Below are 14,537 nucleotides of genomic sequence, written 5' to 3' on the forward strand. Positions count from 1 at the left end.
CGTCTATGATCGGAGTCGCATTCAAGGGGATATCCATGCGCCGTAAGTCCATTCTCGCTGCCGTCAGCCTGCTGGCGTTGTCGGTCGCGGCACCGGCGCTGGCCCAGCGCGCGGAGACGCTGTCGCCGGGGCGGACCATCGAGGGCCAGATCGCGGACGGCGACGGCACGGCGGCGGACGACGCTTACCGCTACGACGACTATCTGATCCGCGCCCGCGCCGGCCAGCGGCTGGAAGCGGTCATGCGCGCCGCCGACTTCGATGCCTATCTGGAGGTCTTCCATCAGGGCGAGAGCGAGGCCCTGGCGAGTGACGATGACGGGTTGGGCGAGGGCACCCATTCGCGGCTTCGTTTCACCGCGGACCAGGCCGGCACCTTTGTGCTGCGGGCCCGAACCCTGGCCGGCATCGAGGGTGGGGCCTATACGCTCGGCCTGACCCAGCGCCCGTCAGCCGGACGCCCTCCGCGGCCGACCGGCATCCGCGTCGGCCAGTCGATCGAGGGAGCGTTGACCGCCCGCGACCCGGAGACCGAGAGCGGCCAGGCCTATGACGCCTATACGTTCCGCGCCCGCGAGGGCGAGCGGTTCACCATCGACCTGAACTCCGACGCCTTCGATCCGGTGGTCCGGGTCGGGCAGATGCGGGCGGGCGAGTTCGTCGAACTGGCCATGAACGACGACACGATGGAGACCGGCCTGAACTCCCGGCTGATCTTCACCGCCGAAACGGCCGGCGACTACATCATCCGGGCAACGCCGCTCGGTGCCGGCAACGAGGGGGCCTATTCGGTAGCGCTGGCGCGCGGGCCGGAGCTGGCTGCCGCCCAGACCATCGAAATCGGCGGTTCGGCCGAAGGGGCCCTGGCCGAAGGCGACGGCAGGGGCGCGGGCGGCGAGATCGCCGACGCCTACCGGTTCTCCGGTCAGGAGGGACAGCGCATCCGCATCGACATGAGCTCGGACGAGTTCGACACCTATGTCGAACTGTTCGACGCAAACCGCGTCAGCCTGGCCGAAGACGACGACGGCGCGGCGGAAGGCACCAACTCGCGCCTGACCTTCACCCTTCCGGCCACAGGGGTCTATTTCATCGAAGCGCGGGCCTTCACCGAGGCGACGGGGGCCTATTCCCTGTCGCTCTCCGAGGTCGAGCCGGACAAGGCACCCGAGGCGCTGGCTTTCAGCGCGCCCCTCCAGGGCGAGATCGGCGAGACGGATCCGACGGATGGCGACGATCGCAGCTATGACGCCTTCGCCTTCAGTGGCGTGGCGGGTCAGCGCGTGCAGGCGATCATGCGCTCGGGTGACTTCGACACCTATCTGCAGATCGGCCGCGCGGGAGCCGAGTTCGAGGCCCTGGCCTCGGATGACGACGGTCTGGGCGAGGGCACCGATTCCCGGCTCAGCTACACCCTGCCGGATGACGGGGATTATGTGCTGCGGGTGTCGCCGCTGGGGTCGGAGGGCGAGGGGCTCTACGCTCTCGAACTGCTCGACCGGGGACCGCAGCCGCAGCCGGGCAGCGTGCTGGTCGGCGCGACGGCGCGGGGTATCCTGACCGAGACGGACGCCACCGCCGCGGACAACAGCTTCTTCGACGCCTATCGTGTGACGCTGAAGGCCGATGAGAAGCTGATGATCACCATGGTCTCCAACGAGGTCGACAGCTTCCTCGTCGTCGGTCGGGCGCAGGAGGGCGGGGCCTTCGAGATCCTGGGGTCGGACGACGACAGCCTGTCGGACACCCACGCCAAGCTGGAATGGACCGCCCCGACGGACGGCGTCTACGAGGTCCGGGCCGGAACCTTCCAGCAGGGTCAGACCGGGGCCTATGCCCTGAACGTCGAGAAGCAGCCCTAAGGGTCTCGCTCCGGGTCGGCCGCAGGCGTACTGTGCCTGGGTGTCCGAAATCGTGAACCGCAAGGATCAGCACCTCGACGTCATCCTCGCGGGGCGGAAAGACACTGTTTCAGCCGAAAATTTGCAGCGCATTCTGCGGCGACGACCGAGGCAGGCCTTCGCCGGGGTGCGGCAGGCCTGCGAGCGGGCCTGTCGGGAGATTTCAGCGTGTCAAAGACCGTGCCCGTGGGCGTCGGAGCATTGATGCACGCGGGTGCGTCGATTTCGGACGTGGGCGGGACGAAGGCGCGAACTCGGCCGTCCCTGATGGGTCGAAAGGGAGGTTCCGGGGTTCAAGGGGGCGGGAAGATCGGGGGCTAGAAGACACTGTCCCGCTATCGTCATCCTCCGGCGAGCGCAGCGAGACCGGGGGACCCAGCGGCGCGCGTGAGCGCGAACCTGCCGGGAGCGCGGCTGGACAGATCGCCTTCGGCGCCACTGGGGCCCCCGGTCTGCGCCGCGAAGGCGCGGCTTGCCGGAGGATGACGATAGCGGGAGGGGCGGGGCGACTAGGCCGACGGCAGCAGATCCGCTGCGAACACCCGGTACCGCCCCGCGCGGACGCCGTCGGTCGCTCTTGCGATGTCCGGCGCGAAATAGTGGTCCGAGCCGTAGGCGGCGGCGGCCTCGCGGACGATGGCCCAGACCGCTTCCAGATCAGGCGAAGAGGTCAGGGGGCGGTGGAACTCCATGCCCTGGGCAGCGGCCAGCAGTTCGATGCCGACCACGGCGGCGGTGTTCTCGGCCATGTCGAGCAGGCGGCGGGCACCGTGGGTGGCCATGGAGACGTGGTCTTCCTGGTTGGCCGAGGTCGGGACGGTATCGATGCTGCACGGATGAGCCACCATCCGGTTCTCGGCGACGAGGGCGGCGGCGGTGACCTGGGCGATCATGAAGCCGGAGTTCAAGCCGCTCTCCTTGACGAGGAAGGCGGGCAGTTCGCTCATCTTCGGATCGACGAGGATGGATGTGCGGCGCTCGGAGATATTGCCGATTTCGCACAGGGCCATGGCGATCATATCGGCAGCGAAAGCAACAGGTTCGGCGTGGAAATTGCCGCCGGAAATGACGTCACCTTCCTCGATGAAGACCAGCGGATTGTCGGTGACGGCATTGGCTTCGCATTCCAGGGTGGCGGCGGCGTTGCGGAGCACGTCCAGCACCGCACCCATGACCTGGGGCTGGCAGCGGAGGGAATAGGGATCCTGGACCTTGTGGCAGCCCTCGCGGTGGCTGTCGCGGATGGCCGAGCCGGCCATCAGGGCGCGCAGCCGGGCGGCGACGGCGATTTGCCCCGGCTGGCCGCGCAGGGCGTGGATGCGGGCGTCGAACGGGGCGTCGGAGCCCTTCAGCGCATCGACCGACAGGGCCCCGGCGGCGATGCCGGCGGCGAAGGTCGCTTCCGCCGCGAACAGGCCGGCGAGGGCGAGAGCCGTCGAGCACTGGGTGCCGTTGAGAAGAGCGAGGCCCTCCTTGGGGCCGAGCACCAGCGGCTTGAGGCCGACGCGGGCGAGGGCGTCCTCGGCGGACAGCGTCTCGCCATTATGGCGGGCCTCGCCGACGCCGATCAGGACGCAGGACATGTGAGCGAGCGGGGCGAGGTCGCCCGAGGCCCCGACCGAGCCCTTGGACGGGATGCAGGGCAGGACGTCGGCGTTGACCAGGGCGATCAGGGCTTCGAGCGTCCCGCGTCGGATGCCGGAGGCCCCCTTCGACAGGCTGGCGATCTTCAGCACCATCAGCAGGCGGGTGACATTGTCGGGCAGAAGGGCGCCGACGCCGCAGGCATGGCTGAGGACGAGGTTCTTCTGCAGGGTCTCGAGATCCTCGGTGGCGATGGAGGTATTGGCCAGCAGGCCGAAGCCGGTGTTGACGCCGTAGACGGTGCGCCCTTCGGCCACGATGGCGGCGACCACGGCCGCGCCGCGCTCGACGGCGGTCCAGGCGGCGGGGTCGAGAGAGACGGTGGTCGGGCCTTCAAGGACCGCGCGCAGCTGGTTGAGAGTCAGTGGGCCGGAGCCGATTGTGATCTGGGTCATGGAGGGTTCGCTCAAAACTTTCGTCATTCCGGAGCGCTCGTCAGAGCGACCCCGGAACCCAGCGGCGCCCGGAGGGCGAAATGGTGGAAATGCTCTCGTCCAGCGGTGTTTCTCCGCTGTCGCGGCGCCGCTGGGTCCCGGCCTTCGCCGGGATGACGAAAGCGGAAATCACTTCAAACTCGGCAGGTTGAGGCCGTGTTCGCGGGCGGCCTCCTTCGCGATCTCATAGCCCGCATCGGCGTGGCGCATGACGCCGGTCGCCGGGTCGTTCCAGAGGACGCGTTCGAGCCGCTTCGCGGCCTCGGGCGTGCCGTCGGCGACGATGACCACGCCGGAGTGCTGGCTGTAGCCCATGCCGACGCCGCCACCGTGATGGAGGGAGACCCAGCTGGCACCCGAGGCCGTGTTCAGCAGGGCGTTCAGCAGGGGCCAGTCGGAGACGGCGTCAGAGCCGTCCATCATGGCCTCCGTCTCGCGGTTGGGGCTGGCGACCGAGCCGGAGTCGAGGTGGTCGCGGCCGATGACGATCGGGCCGCTGAGTTCGCCCGAGGCGACCATGTCGTTGAACATCAGGCCGGCGCGGTGACGGTCGCCGAGGCCGATCCAGCAGATGCGGGCGGGCAGGCCCTGGAAGGCGATCCGCTCGCCCGCCATGTCCAGCCAGCGATGCAGGCCGGCGTTGTCCGGGAAAAGCTTTTTCATCGCCGCATCGGTCTTGCGGATATCGTCCGGATCGCCGGTCAGGGCGGCCCAGCGGAAGGGGCCGATGCCGCGGCAGAACAGGGGGCGGATGTAGGCGGGCACGAAGCCGGGGAAGTCGAAGGCGTTCTTCACGCCCGCGTCGAAGGCCACCTGGCGGATGTTGTTGCCATAGTCGGTGACGGGGATGCCCATGGCCTGGAAATCCAGCATGGCCTGGACGTGATCAACGATTGATTTCGTGGCCGCTGTGGTCACGGCGGCGGGATCGGAGACGCGCTTGTCCTCCCATTCGGCGACGGTCCAGCCGGCCGGCAGATAGCCATTGACCAGATCGTGGGCGCTGGTCTGGTCGGTCACCAGATCCGGGCGAACACCGCGCTTCACTATCTCAGGCAATACATCAGCAGCGTTGGCCAATAGCCCGACAGATATCGGTTTATTGCTCTTAGCGGCCTGTTCGATCAGGTTCAGGGCCTCGTCCAGGCTCTCGGCCATGACGTCGAGATAGCGGGTCCGGAGACGCATCTCGATGCGGCTGCGCTGGCATTCGATGGCGAGGCAGGAGACGCCGGCCATGGTGGCGGCCAGGGGCTGGGCCCCGCCCATGCCGCCGAGCCCGGCGGTCAGGATCCATTTTCCGGCCGTCTCTCCGCCCCAGTGCTGGCGGGCGGCCTCCATGAAGGTCTCATAGGTGCCCTGAACGATGCCCTGGGTGCCGATGTAGATCCATGAGCCGGCCGTCATCTGGCCGTACATCATGAGGCCCTTGCGATCGAGTTCGCTGAAATGCTCCCAGGTCGCCCATTTGGGCACGAGGTTGGAGTTGGCGATCAGGACCCGCGGGGCGTCGGCGTGGGTGCGGAAGACGCCGACCGGCTTGCCGGACTGGACCAGCAGGGTCTGGTCGGCCTCGAGATTGCGCAGCTCGGTCACGATGCGGTCGAACGACGGCCAGTCGCGCGCGGCCTTGCCGATGCCGCCGTAGACCACGAGGTCCTCGGGCCGCTCGGCCACCTCGGGATCGAGGTTGTTCATCAGCATGCGCAGGGCGGCCTCGGCGGCCCAGGTCTTCGCCGTCATCTCCGTGCCGCGCGGGCTGCGAATGATCCTTGCGTTCCTGGGGGTGTTCGTCTGTTGAGTCGTCATGGCGGCCTCTCTACGCTGCCATCCCATGACCTTGGAAGACTCAGACGCGCTGGGCTGGCGCAGCGTCGCCGACCTGATCGGTGATCACCCTGAAGCGAACGTCGCCCTGATCGGCGCGGGGCTCAATGAGCGGTCGTTGACGCCGGGGCGGTGTGACCTGGGGCCGAAGGCATTCCGTGCCGTGCTGCCGCGGTTCTCGACCTATGATGTCGAGACGGGCCGGACGCTGGAGGCGAAGGTTCATGACGCGGGCGATCTGCCGCTGAAGGCGGTCACGCCGGCCGATGCGTTCGGGCCGGTGCGCGATGCGACGGCGGCGCAGGTCCAGCGCGGGCTGACCGTGCTGATCGGGGGCAATAATGCGATCACGCGACCGGGCGTGCACGGTCTCGGGCTGGCGCGGGCGGGCCTGCTGACGCTGGATGCCCATTTCGACCTGCGGGACACCGATCAGGGCCTGACCAACGGCAATCCGGTGCAGGCGCTGCTGGAAGACGGGCTGGCCGGCGAGCGGATCAGCCAGATCGGCCTGGCGCCGTTCGCCAATACGAAGCGGGCGCACGACAAGGCGAAGGCGGCGGGAATATCGGTGCGGACGGCGCGGGCCTGTCGCGAGCGGGGCATGGCCGTGGTCGTGGCCGAGGAGCTGGAGCGGCTGTCGGGGCTCTGCGAGGTCATCTATGTCGATTTCGACATCGATGTGATCGACCGCGGCCAGTGGCCGGCCTCGCCGGGCGCAAGGCCGGGTGGCGTGTCCGTGCAGGACTTCTTCGACGCGACGCGGGTGATCGGGGCGCATCCCAAGGTGCGGGCGGTGGACCTGACCGAATACGATCCGTCGCTGGAGATCGGCGACCTCGGCTCGCTGACGGCGGGGCGGTGGTTCTGCGAACTGCTGGCGGGGTTTGAGACGCGATGATCCGCGCGGACCGGCTCATCACGGACTGCCGTCTGGCCACGATGGCTCAAGGCGGCGCGGCCTATGGCGCGATCGAGGACGGGGCGCTGCTGGTCCGGGACGGGCGGATCGTCTGGGCCGGGGCGCGGACCGATCTACCGGCGCATGAGGCGGTGGAGACAGACCGGCTGGACGGGCGCTGGGTCACGCCGGGGCTGGTGGATTGTCACACGCATCTGGTGTTCGGCGGCGACCGGTCAGGCGAGTTCGAACAGCGGCTGGGCGGGGCGACATACGAGGAGATCGCGCGGGCCGGGGGCGGGATCGTTTCCTCTGTGGCGGCGACGCGGGCGGCCTCGGAGGACCAGCTTTATGCGAGCGCGCTGGGGCGGCTGGCCGGGCTGAAGGCGACGGGGGTCACGACGGTCGAGATCAAGTCGGGCTACGGGCTGGATCACGACAGCGAGCTGAAGATGCTGCGCGTGGCGCGGCGGATCGGGCGCGAGGCGGGGGTGCGGGTGCGCACGAGCTATCTGGGTCTGCACGCCGTGCCGCCGGAGTGGAAGACGGACCGGGCGCGCTATGTCGATCTGGCGGTGGACGACATCCTGCCGGCGGCCCACGCCGAGGGACTGGTCGATGCGGTCGACGCCTATTGCGAGCCGATTGCCTTCTCGACCGAAGAGGTGGCACGGCTGTTCGACAGGGCGCGGGCACTGTGTCTGCCGGTCAAGCTGCATGCGGACCAGCTGTCGGACGGCGGCGGGGCGGCGCTGGCGGCGCGCTACGGGGCCCTGTCGGCGGACCATGTCGAGCACTCGGACGAGGCCGGGGTGAAGGCCATGGCCGGGGCCGGTGTCGTCGCCGTGCTGTTGCCGGGGGCCTGGCTGATGCTGCGGGAGACGGTGCTTCCGCCGATGGACCTGTTCCGTCAGTACGGCGTGGCGATGGCGGTGGCGACGGACTGCAATCCGGGGACGTCGCCGCTCGCCTCGATGACGGCGGCGATCAATCTGGCCTGCGTGCAGTTCCGGCTGACGCCCGAGGAGGCGCTGGCGGGGGCGACACGGATCGCGGCGCGGGCGCTCGGGCTCGAGGGCGAGATCGGCACGCTGGAAGCGGGCAAGGCGGCCGATCTGGCGGTCTGGGACATCGAACGGCCGGCGGAGCTGGCCTACTGGCTGGGCAAGCCGCTGCTGGCGCGGCGGATGGTCGGCGGGGCCTGGGACGCCTGATCAGGCCCGAATCGCGAGACACTGGCGGCGGAGATCGTCGCCATGCGCAGCCGCCCGGACCGGACTGAAAACCTGCTGACCGCCCTGCTGGTGGTGGTCACCGCGCTGATGGCGGTGGCGACGCTGGCGAGCGTCGGCCTGTTCCGTCCCTGAGGTTCAGTCGCGCCAGGTGGTCAGCGCCGTCACGTCCGGACGGGGGCGTTCTAGGGGCGGCTCGGCGAGGGTCCCGATGTGGATGAAGCCCGCCACCCGCTCGCCCGCACGGACATCATAGAGGGCCAGGGCGGCCGGGTCGTAGCTGTACCAGTCGGTGATCCAGCTGGCGGCGTAGCCCAGGGCATTGGCGGCGTGTTCGAGGTTCATACAGACGGCACCGGCCGAGAGCTGCTGCTCCCACTCCGGCACCTTGTGGCCGGCGATCGGGACGGAGAGCACCAGAATGGTCAGGGGCGGGGCGGTCAGCTTCGACAGCACCTTGGTTGCCTTGCCGGGGTCGAGCTGATGTGCGGCAAGTGGGGCGAGGGCGCGGGCGAGGTCGGCGCGGCTCTGCGGGCCCATGACCACGAACCGCCAGGGGAAGAGCTTGCCATGGTCGGGCGTGCGGGCGCCGAGCTGCAGGAGGCGTTCGATCTCGACCGGCGACGGGCCGGGCGCTGTCAGCGACTGGGCCGGGGCCGAGCGGCGCCGCGCGAGGCGGTCCTGCATCTCGGCGGACGGGACGGGCAGGGGGAGGGTCGCTCCCAGATCGGCGTCGGTCATGGCCCTGACCTAGTCGCGGGCGGCCTCCGGCGCCATACCCACGGCTATGAGCGACTCTCACAAGACCTTTGACGACGACCGCCCGCGGCCCGCGTGGGACGACGGCAGCGACCGGCCGCCGCCGTGGCGGGACGCCGGCTCGGCGGTGACGTTCGAGAATCCGTGGCTCCGAATGACCCGGCATGATGCGACGGCACCGACGGGGGTGAAGGCCGACTATGTGGTCATGCGGCCGCGCAATCTGTCGGTCGGGGTGCTGCCGGTGCATGCGGACGGCACCGTGACCCTGGTAGGCCAGCAGCGGTTCGCCCTGATGAACTGGTCGTGGGAGATGCCCGAGGGCGGGGCCCCGTTCGACGAGGACCCGATCGAGGGCGCGCGTCGGGAACTGATGGAGGAGGCGGGGCTGGAGGCCGCGCACTGGGCCTCGGCCTACAAGGCGGAGATGAGCAACTCCGTCACCGACGAGCGGGCCATGGCCTGGATCGCCTGGGGCCTGACGCCCGTACCGGTCGCGCCGGACCCGACCGAGATCATCCGGGTGATCCGCGTACCGTTCGGCGACCTGCTGCGCGAGATCGGAACCGGGGCGATCCGGGACATGTTCACGCTGGCGACGGCGCTGCGGGCCTACCATATGGCATGGGAAGGCGAACTGCCGCCCGAACTGGCGAAGGCCATGCTGGCGAGCGTATGATGACGCTGGAGGACAGACCGATGCCCAGGCTCGAAATCGTTGCGCAGCGGCCGGACTGCTGGTCCGACCTGCGCGCCTCCGCCGAAGCGGCGACGCGGGATGAGCCGCATCTGGCGTCCCAGATGAGCGCCGTCATTCTGGCGCACAACGACCTGGCCAGCGCCCTGAGTTTCCAGATCGGACGCAAGCTGGGGGACAGCGAGCTGGGGCCCATGTCGGTGCGCGAAGTGTGCCGTGACGCCTTCGCCGCCGATCCGTCGATCGTCGCCGCCGCCGAGGCTGACCTGCAGGCCGTGGCCGAGCGTGATCCGGCGATCAAGACGCTGTTGCAGCCGTTCCTCTACTTCAAGGGCTTCCAGGCGCTGCAGGCCTGGCGGGTGTCGCACTGGCTGTGGACCCAGGGCCGCGAGACGCTGGCCTTCCATTTCCAGAGCCGGATTTCAGAGCTGTTCCAGGTCGACATCCATCCGGCGGCGAAGCTGGGGTCGGGCCTGTTCCTCGACCACGGCACGGGGATCGTGATCGGCGAGACGGCGGTGGTCGGCGACGAGGTGTCGATGCTGCACGCCGTGACCCTGGGCGGAACCGGTGCCGATCGGGGCGACCGGCATCCGAAGATCGGCAAGGGCGTCCTGCTGGGGGCCGGGGCCAAGGTGCTGGGCAACATCACGGTCGGCGACTACGCCAAGGTCGCGTCGGGTTCGGTGGTGCTGAAGCCGGTGCCGGCGCACTGCACGGTGGCCGGGGTGCCCGCGCGGCTGGTCAACTGCCCGACGGATGCGACGCCGGCGCGCACGATGGACCATACGCTGGCCGACATCGTCTACGACTTCGTCATTTGAGGGTTTCCCGCAGGCGGGGGTTTCTCTAGGGTCCGCGCCTTCACGAAAGACCTGAGGCCAAGCATGAACACCGCCGACATGAAGCGCGTCGAGACGCACCTGAAGCGCACCTTCAACACCGGCGGCATCATCCTGAAGCCGCGCGGCAAGCCCAATGACTCCTGCGAGGTCTATGTCGGCGATGAGTTCATCGGCGTCGTCTTCGAGGACGAGGACGAGGCCGGCAGCTTCATGTTCGAGATGGCCATCCTGGCGGAAGACCTGCCGCAGGACTGATCGCTCCCGGCGAAGACCGCGCACGAAAAAGCGCCGGTGGAGCGATCCACCGGCGCTTCGTCGTTTCAGGTCGTGACGGTCAGCTCTTGCCGAAGATGAACCGGCTGATCGACGCGAAGAAGCCCTTGCTCTCGGCGGGCTTGGCGGCGGCCGGAGCCGGCGCGGGGGCCGGGGCGGCAGCGGGAGCCGCCGGCTTCGGAGCCGGTGCGGGCGCAGCGGCGGCAGGCTTGGGCGCGGCGGCCGGTTTGGCGGCGGGCTTCGCAGCGGCCTTCGGCGCAGCCTTGGCGGCGGGCTTCTTCACGGCCGGCTTGGCGGCGGGTTTGGCGGCAGCCTTGGGAGCAGCGGGCTTGGCGGCCGGCTTGGCAGCGGGCTTCGCGGCGGCCTTGGGCGCGGCTTTCGCGGCCGGCTTGGCGGCCGGTTTGGCGGCGGGTTTCGCAGCCGGCTTCGGCGCAGCCTTGACCGCGGCGGGCTTGGCGGCGGCCTTCGGAGCGGCAGGCTTCGCGGCAGGTTTTGCAGCCGGTTTCGGCGCAGCGCTCGACTTTGTCGCCGGTTTCGGCTTGGAAGCGGCGGGCGCCGCCTTCGGTTTGGCAGCCGCCTTAGGCTTGGATGGTGCTTTAGCCATGAATTCCCCGACCCCTCGGTTCGATTGGTTGATGCTGGCGCAGGAGAGCGCACCAGCGTGCGTCTCGATTCGCAATGATAGCGGTGTTTGAGAAATGTCCGAGTCCGCAGTTCAAATAATCGCGAGGGGCCCGCGCGCCGTCGCCGAGGCCGCCGCCGTGTCGCTGGATTCCGATCCGCTGCTGGAAGGCGCGACCTATTCCATCCTCGAGGAAGACGAGGACAAGGGGATCTGGCGCATCGACGCCTTCCCCAATGACGCCGAAGACGCGCGCGGCATCGAGGCGCGGCTGAAGGCGCATGACGGCCTGACCGTGAAGGTGGAGAAACTGGCCGACGCCGACTGGCTGGCCATGTCGCTGTCGGGCCTGCCGCCGGTGCGCGCCGGACGGTTCTTCGTCTACGGCGCCCATGATGAGGGCATCGTTCCGAACAATACCGTCAATCTGAAGATCGATGCCGGCGCGGCCTTCGGCACCGGCCACCACGGCACCACGGTCGGCTGCCTGATCGCCTTCGACGAACTGCTCAAGAAGGAACGGTTCGAGCGCGTGCTCGACGTGGGCTGCGGCACGGGCGTGCTGGCCATCGCCGCGGCCAAGACGGGATCGAAGGTCGCCGTCGGCACCGACATCGACCAGCCCTCGGTGCGGATCGCGAACGAGAACGCCAAGCTGAACATGGCCGATGCGCGCTTCGTTCACGCCTTCGGCCTGAACGACCGCAAGGTGCGCCAGCACGGCCCCTATGATCTGGTCTTCGCCAACATCCTGGCCCCGCCGCTGGTCTCGCTGTCGCAGGACATCAAGAACGCCCTGAGCCTCGGCGGCGTCGCCATCCTGTCCGGCCTGTTGCGGACGCAGGAGCGGCGGGTGTCGGCGGCCTATCTCTCGCGCGGCTTCGTGCTCGAGCGCCGCATCCATCGCGACGCCTGGAGCGCGCTCGTGCTGAGGCGGGTGGGGTAGCCGCGGAACGGGCGTCCTTCGCAACCGTTGCGGCAGTTCAATGGAGGACTGCCCGTGACCCAGTACGACCCGAACACCGATCCGAACCGGGTTCCGCCGCCGGTCTATACCGAGACCGTCGAAACCGTCGTCGTGCGTGAGTCCAATACGGGCTGGTGGATCGCGGGCATTCTGGGCGGGGTGGTCCTGATTGCCGTCCTGTGGATCCTGTTCGCGCGCGGTCCTGATACGCAGACCGATCAGGCCCTGATCGAGGCGCAGTTGGATGCCGCCGCCGCCCAGGCTCAGGCGGACTCCGCCCTGATCCAGGGCCAGGTCGCCGGTGCCCAGGCCAGCGTCGACATCGCCCGCGCCGACGCCGCCCGTTCGCAGGCCGACGCGATCCGCGCCGCCAGTGAGGCGCGCGCGGCTGAAGCCCGTGCCTCGACGCCGATGGTGATCGAGCGGGAAGTCCAGGTTCCGGCACCGAGCGGCGGTGTGGCCGTGGTCACGCCGACGGCACCGCAGGGGTAGTTCGAACGACCGGCTCTCCCTCCCCCCAGGGGGAGGGAGAAGTCACTGTGGCCTCTCCCCACGCCATTGCGTCCGGTGCTATGCCTCGCCCATGCGCCAGTCCTTCGATGAAACCACCGATCCGTCCTTCGGGGCCAAACACCTTCCCCGCGTCCGCGCGAAAATGGCCGAGCAGGGGCTCGACGGGCTGCTGGTGCCGCACGAGGACGAGCACCAGAACGAATATCTGCCGGCCGCCAACGACCGGCTGGCCTGGCTGAGCGGCTTCACCGGGTCGGCGGGTGCGGGCGTGGTGATGAAGGACCGGGCGGCGGTGTTCGCCGACGGCCGCTACACCGTTCAGGTCCGGGCCCAGGTGGATGCGGCGCAGTTCGAGATTCTCGACCTCGTGGAAGGCGGCGTGCCGGCGTATCTGGAGCGTGCGCCCAGGGGTTCGGTGATCGGCTATGACCCGCGCCTGCACAGTCCCGATGCGCTCGCGACCTTGAAGCGCGCGGCGGCGAAGGCCGGGGCTGAACTCAAGCCGGTCGCGCCCAACCCGCTCGATCTCGCCTGGGCCGAGGAACGGCCCGAGCAGCCGACCGCCCCCGTGGTGCCGCACGAGGACCGCTACAGCGGCGAGAGCAGCGCCTCCAAGCGCGCCCGCATCGGCGCGGCGGTGGCCAAGGCCGGGGCCGAGGCGGCGGTGCTGACCGCGCCGGCGTCGCTGGCCTGGCTGTTCAACATCCGCGGCGGCGACGTGATCCGCACGCCCCTGCCGCTGGGACAGGCGGTGGTGAAGGCAGACGGCACAGCGCAGCTGTTCCTCGATCCGCGCAAGGTGACCAATGAGTTGCCCGGCTGGCTGGGCGATGCGGTGACGCTGGAGGCTCCGGCTGCGCTGGACGCCGCGCTCGACGCCCTGTCGGGTCAGAAGGTGCTGGTCGATCCGGGCCAGTCGCCGGCCTGGTATTTCGACCGGCTGGAAGCGACCGGCGCGACGGTGGTGCGCGGGATGGACCCCTGCACCCTGCCGCGGGCCTGCAAAAACCCGGTCGAGATCGAAGGGACGCGGCAGGCGCATATCCGCGACGGCGCGGCCCTGACCCGCTTCCTGCACTGGGTCGATACGGTGGGGCAGGCGACCCTGCCCGACGAACGCCAGATCGCCGAGGCGCTGGAGGGATTCCGCGAGGCGACAGGTGCGTTGAAGGACCTGAGCTTCGACACCATCGCGGGCTGCGGGCCGAACGGCGCCCTGCCGCACTACAAGCCGGTGACACGGACGATCCGCCGTATGGAGAAGGGCAGTCTGCTGCTCGTCGACGGCGGCGGCCAGTATCTGGACGGCACCACGGACGTGACCCGGACCATGGCCGTGGGCGAGCCGACGGCGGACCAGCGGCGGATGTTCACCCTCGTGCTCAAGGGCCATATCGCCATGGCCGTGGTGCGCTTCCCGGTGGGCACCACGGGGTCCCAACTGGATGCCATGGCGCGCCTGCCGCTGTGGATGGCCGGCCACGACTATGACCACGGCACCGGCCACGGCGTCGGCAGCTATCTTGGGGTCCACGAGGGCCCGCAACGGATCGCCAAGGCCCCCAACAGCCAGCCGCTGCTGACCGGCATGATCCTGTCCAACGAGCCCGGCTACTACCGCGAGGGCCACTGGGGCATCCGCATCGAGACCCTGCAGGTGGTGACCCCGCCGACGGCCATTCCCGGCGGCGAGCGCCCGATGCACGGGTTCGAGCAGCTGACCCTGGCACCGCTGGATCGCAAGCTGATCGACGTCGATCTGTTGACGACGGACGAGCGCGCCTACGTCGACGCCTATCACGCCGAGGTGCTGGCCAAGGTCGGCCCGCTGCTGGACGGGGACGTGCTGGCCTGGCTGAAGGTGCAGTGCGCGCCCTTGAAATAAGGCCGAACGGCGCCCATCTCGGGTGCGCCGGCGGAGG

General features: G+C 69.4%; 14 protein-coding genes. 10 read left to right on the top strand and 4 right to left on the bottom strand.

Annotated features, from left to right (window positions below; translation table 11 throughout):
* Nucleotides 1-35: 35 nt before the first annotated feature.
* Nucleotides 36-1,862, top strand: coding sequence for a PPC domain-containing protein (locus KB221_06210; protein ID WIY70613.1), 1,827 nt, complete (start codon nucleotides 36-38; stop codon nucleotides 1,860-1,862).
* A 548-nt stretch (nucleotides 1,863-2,410) separates the two neighbouring features.
* On the opposite strand, the gene hutH is transcribed toward KB221_06210, so the two are convergent.
* Nucleotides 2,411-3,940: a histidine ammonia-lyase gene (gene hutH, locus KB221_06215; GenBank protein WIY70614.1), complete on the bottom strand. Its 1,530-nt coding sequence runs from the start codon at nucleotides 3,938-3,940 to the stop codon at nucleotides 2,411-2,413.
* Nucleotides 3,941-4,108: 168 nt separating this feature from the next.
* Complete coding sequence (locus KB221_06220; GenBank protein WIY70615.1) at nucleotides 4,109-5,788, bottom strand: urocanate hydratase; 1,680 nt, start codon at nucleotides 5,786-5,788, stop codon at nucleotides 4,109-4,111.
* 25 nt (nucleotides 5,789-5,813) lie between these two features.
* Between KB221_06220 and KB221_06225 the strand changes: the two genes are divergently transcribed.
* Together KB221_06225 and hutI are read left to right on the top strand one after the other, a co-directional pair.
* A complete protein-coding gene (locus KB221_06225; protein WIY70616.1) occupies nucleotides 5,814-6,707 on the top strand; it encodes an agmatinase family protein in 894 nt (297 codons plus the stop codon).
* On the top strand, nucleotides 6,707-7,921 hold the full coding sequence (hutI, locus tag KB221_06230; GenBank protein WIY70875.1) for an imidazolonepropionase: 1,215 nt from the start codon (nucleotides 6,707-6,709) through the stop codon (nucleotides 7,919-7,921). Before KB221_06225 ends, hutI begins: the two co-directional genes overlap by 1 nt.
* 156 nt (nucleotides 7,922-8,077) lie before the next feature.
* Here the strand turns inward: hutI and KB221_06235 are convergent, their stop codons facing one another.
* Entirely contained in the window at nucleotides 8,078-8,680 is a 603-nt protein-coding gene (locus KB221_06235; GenBank protein ID WIY70617.1) for a nitroreductase, read from the bottom strand.
* Between the two features lie 46 nt (nucleotides 8,681-8,726).
* Between KB221_06235 and KB221_06240 the strand changes: the two genes are divergently transcribed.
* From KB221_06240 to KB221_06250, 3 genes are all read left to right on the top strand, one after another.
* The gene (locus tag KB221_06240) at nucleotides 8,727-9,377 is read left to right on the top strand and encodes an NUDIX hydrolase (GenBank protein WIY70618.1); all 651 of its coding nucleotides are present in this window, start codon (nucleotides 8,727-8,729) and stop codon (nucleotides 9,375-9,377) included.
* Nucleotides 9,378-9,397: 20 nt separating this feature from the next.
* Entirely contained in the window at nucleotides 9,398-10,219 is an 822-nt protein-coding gene (gene cysE, locus KB221_06245; GenBank protein ID WIY70619.1) for a serine O-acetyltransferase, read from the top strand.
* 63 nt (nucleotides 10,220-10,282) lie between these two features.
* The gene (locus KB221_06250) at nucleotides 10,283-10,495 is read left to right on the top strand and encodes a DUF3126 family protein (protein WIY70620.1); all 213 of its coding nucleotides are present in this window, start codon (nucleotides 10,283-10,285) and stop codon (nucleotides 10,493-10,495) included.
* A 79-nt stretch (nucleotides 10,496-10,574) separates the two neighbouring features.
* Here the strand turns inward: KB221_06250 and KB221_06255 are convergent, their stop codons facing one another.
* A complete protein-coding gene (locus tag KB221_06255; protein WIY70621.1) occupies nucleotides 10,575-10,796 on the bottom strand; it encodes a hypothetical protein in 222 nt (73 codons plus the stop codon).
* A gap of 46 nt (nucleotides 10,797-10,842) precedes the next feature.
* Between KB221_06255 and KB221_06260 the strand changes: the two genes are divergently transcribed.
* The 4 genes from KB221_06260 to KB221_06275 all read left to right on the top strand — a co-directional run bounded on the left by KB221_06260 (nucleotide 10,843) and on the right by KB221_06275 (nucleotide 14,500).
* A complete protein-coding gene (locus KB221_06260) occupies nucleotides 10,843-11,208 on the top strand; it encodes a hypothetical protein (GenBank protein WIY70622.1) in 366 nt (121 codons plus the stop codon).
* Nucleotides 11,209-11,211: 3 nt separating this feature from the next.
* Complete coding sequence (locus tag KB221_06265) at nucleotides 11,212-12,081, top strand: 50S ribosomal protein L11 methyltransferase (GenBank protein ID WIY70623.1); 870 nt, start codon at nucleotides 11,212-11,214, stop codon at nucleotides 12,079-12,081.
* Between the two features lie 54 nt (nucleotides 12,082-12,135).
* The gene (locus KB221_06270; GenBank protein WIY70624.1) at nucleotides 12,136-12,594 is read left to right on the top strand and encodes a hypothetical protein; all 459 of its coding nucleotides are present in this window, start codon (nucleotides 12,136-12,138) and stop codon (nucleotides 12,592-12,594) included.
* A gap of 91 nt (nucleotides 12,595-12,685) precedes the next feature.
* Nucleotides 12,686-14,500, top strand: a complete 1,815-nt coding sequence (locus KB221_06275; GenBank protein WIY70625.1) for an aminopeptidase P family protein — start codon at nucleotides 12,686-12,688, stop codon at nucleotides 14,498-14,500.
* Nucleotides 14,501-14,537 lie beyond the last annotated feature (37 nt).

The sequence above is a fragment of the Aquidulcibacter paucihalophilus genome, assembly GCA_030285985.1.
In the GTDB taxonomy this organism is placed as follows: Bacteria; Pseudomonadota; Alphaproteobacteria; order Caulobacterales; family Caulobacteraceae; genus Brevundimonas.

What these genes read in the sequence shown, in the direction of transcription:
- KB221_06210 (WIY70613.1), top strand. Translation starts at nt 36, where the DNA reads ATGCGCCGTAAGTCCATTCTCGCTGCCGTCAGCCTGCTGGCGTTGTCG.
- hutH (WIY70614.1), bottom strand. Translation starts at nt 3,940, where the DNA reads ATGACCCAGATCACAATCGGCTCCGGCCCACTGACTCTCAACCAGCTG.
- KB221_06220 (WIY70615.1), bottom strand. Translation starts at nt 5,788, where the DNA reads ATGACGACTCAACAGACGAACACCCCCAGGAACGCAAGGATCATTCGC.
- KB221_06225 (WIY70616.1), top strand. Translation starts at nt 5,814, where the DNA reads ATGACCTTGGAAGACTCAGACGCGCTGGGCTGGCGCAGCGTCGCCGAC.
- KB221_06235 (WIY70617.1), bottom strand. Translation starts at nt 8,680, where the DNA reads ATGACCGACGCCGATCTGGGAGCGACCCTCCCCCTGCCCGTCCCGTCC.
- KB221_06240 (WIY70618.1), top strand. Translation starts at nt 8,727, where the DNA reads ATGAGCGACTCTCACAAGACCTTTGACGACGACCGCCCGCGGCCCGCG.
- cysE (WIY70619.1), top strand. Translation starts at nt 9,398, where the DNA reads ATGCCCAGGCTCGAAATCGTTGCGCAGCGGCCGGACTGCTGGTCCGAC.
- KB221_06250 (WIY70620.1), top strand. Translation starts at nt 10,283, where the DNA reads ATGAACACCGCCGACATGAAGCGCGTCGAGACGCACCTGAAGCGCACC.
- KB221_06265 (WIY70623.1), top strand. Translation starts at nt 11,212, where the DNA reads ATGTCCGAGTCCGCAGTTCAAATAATCGCGAGGGGCCCGCGCGCCGTC.
- KB221_06275 (WIY70625.1), top strand. Translation starts at nt 12,686, where the DNA reads ATGCGCCAGTCCTTCGATGAAACCACCGATCCGTCCTTCGGGGCCAAA.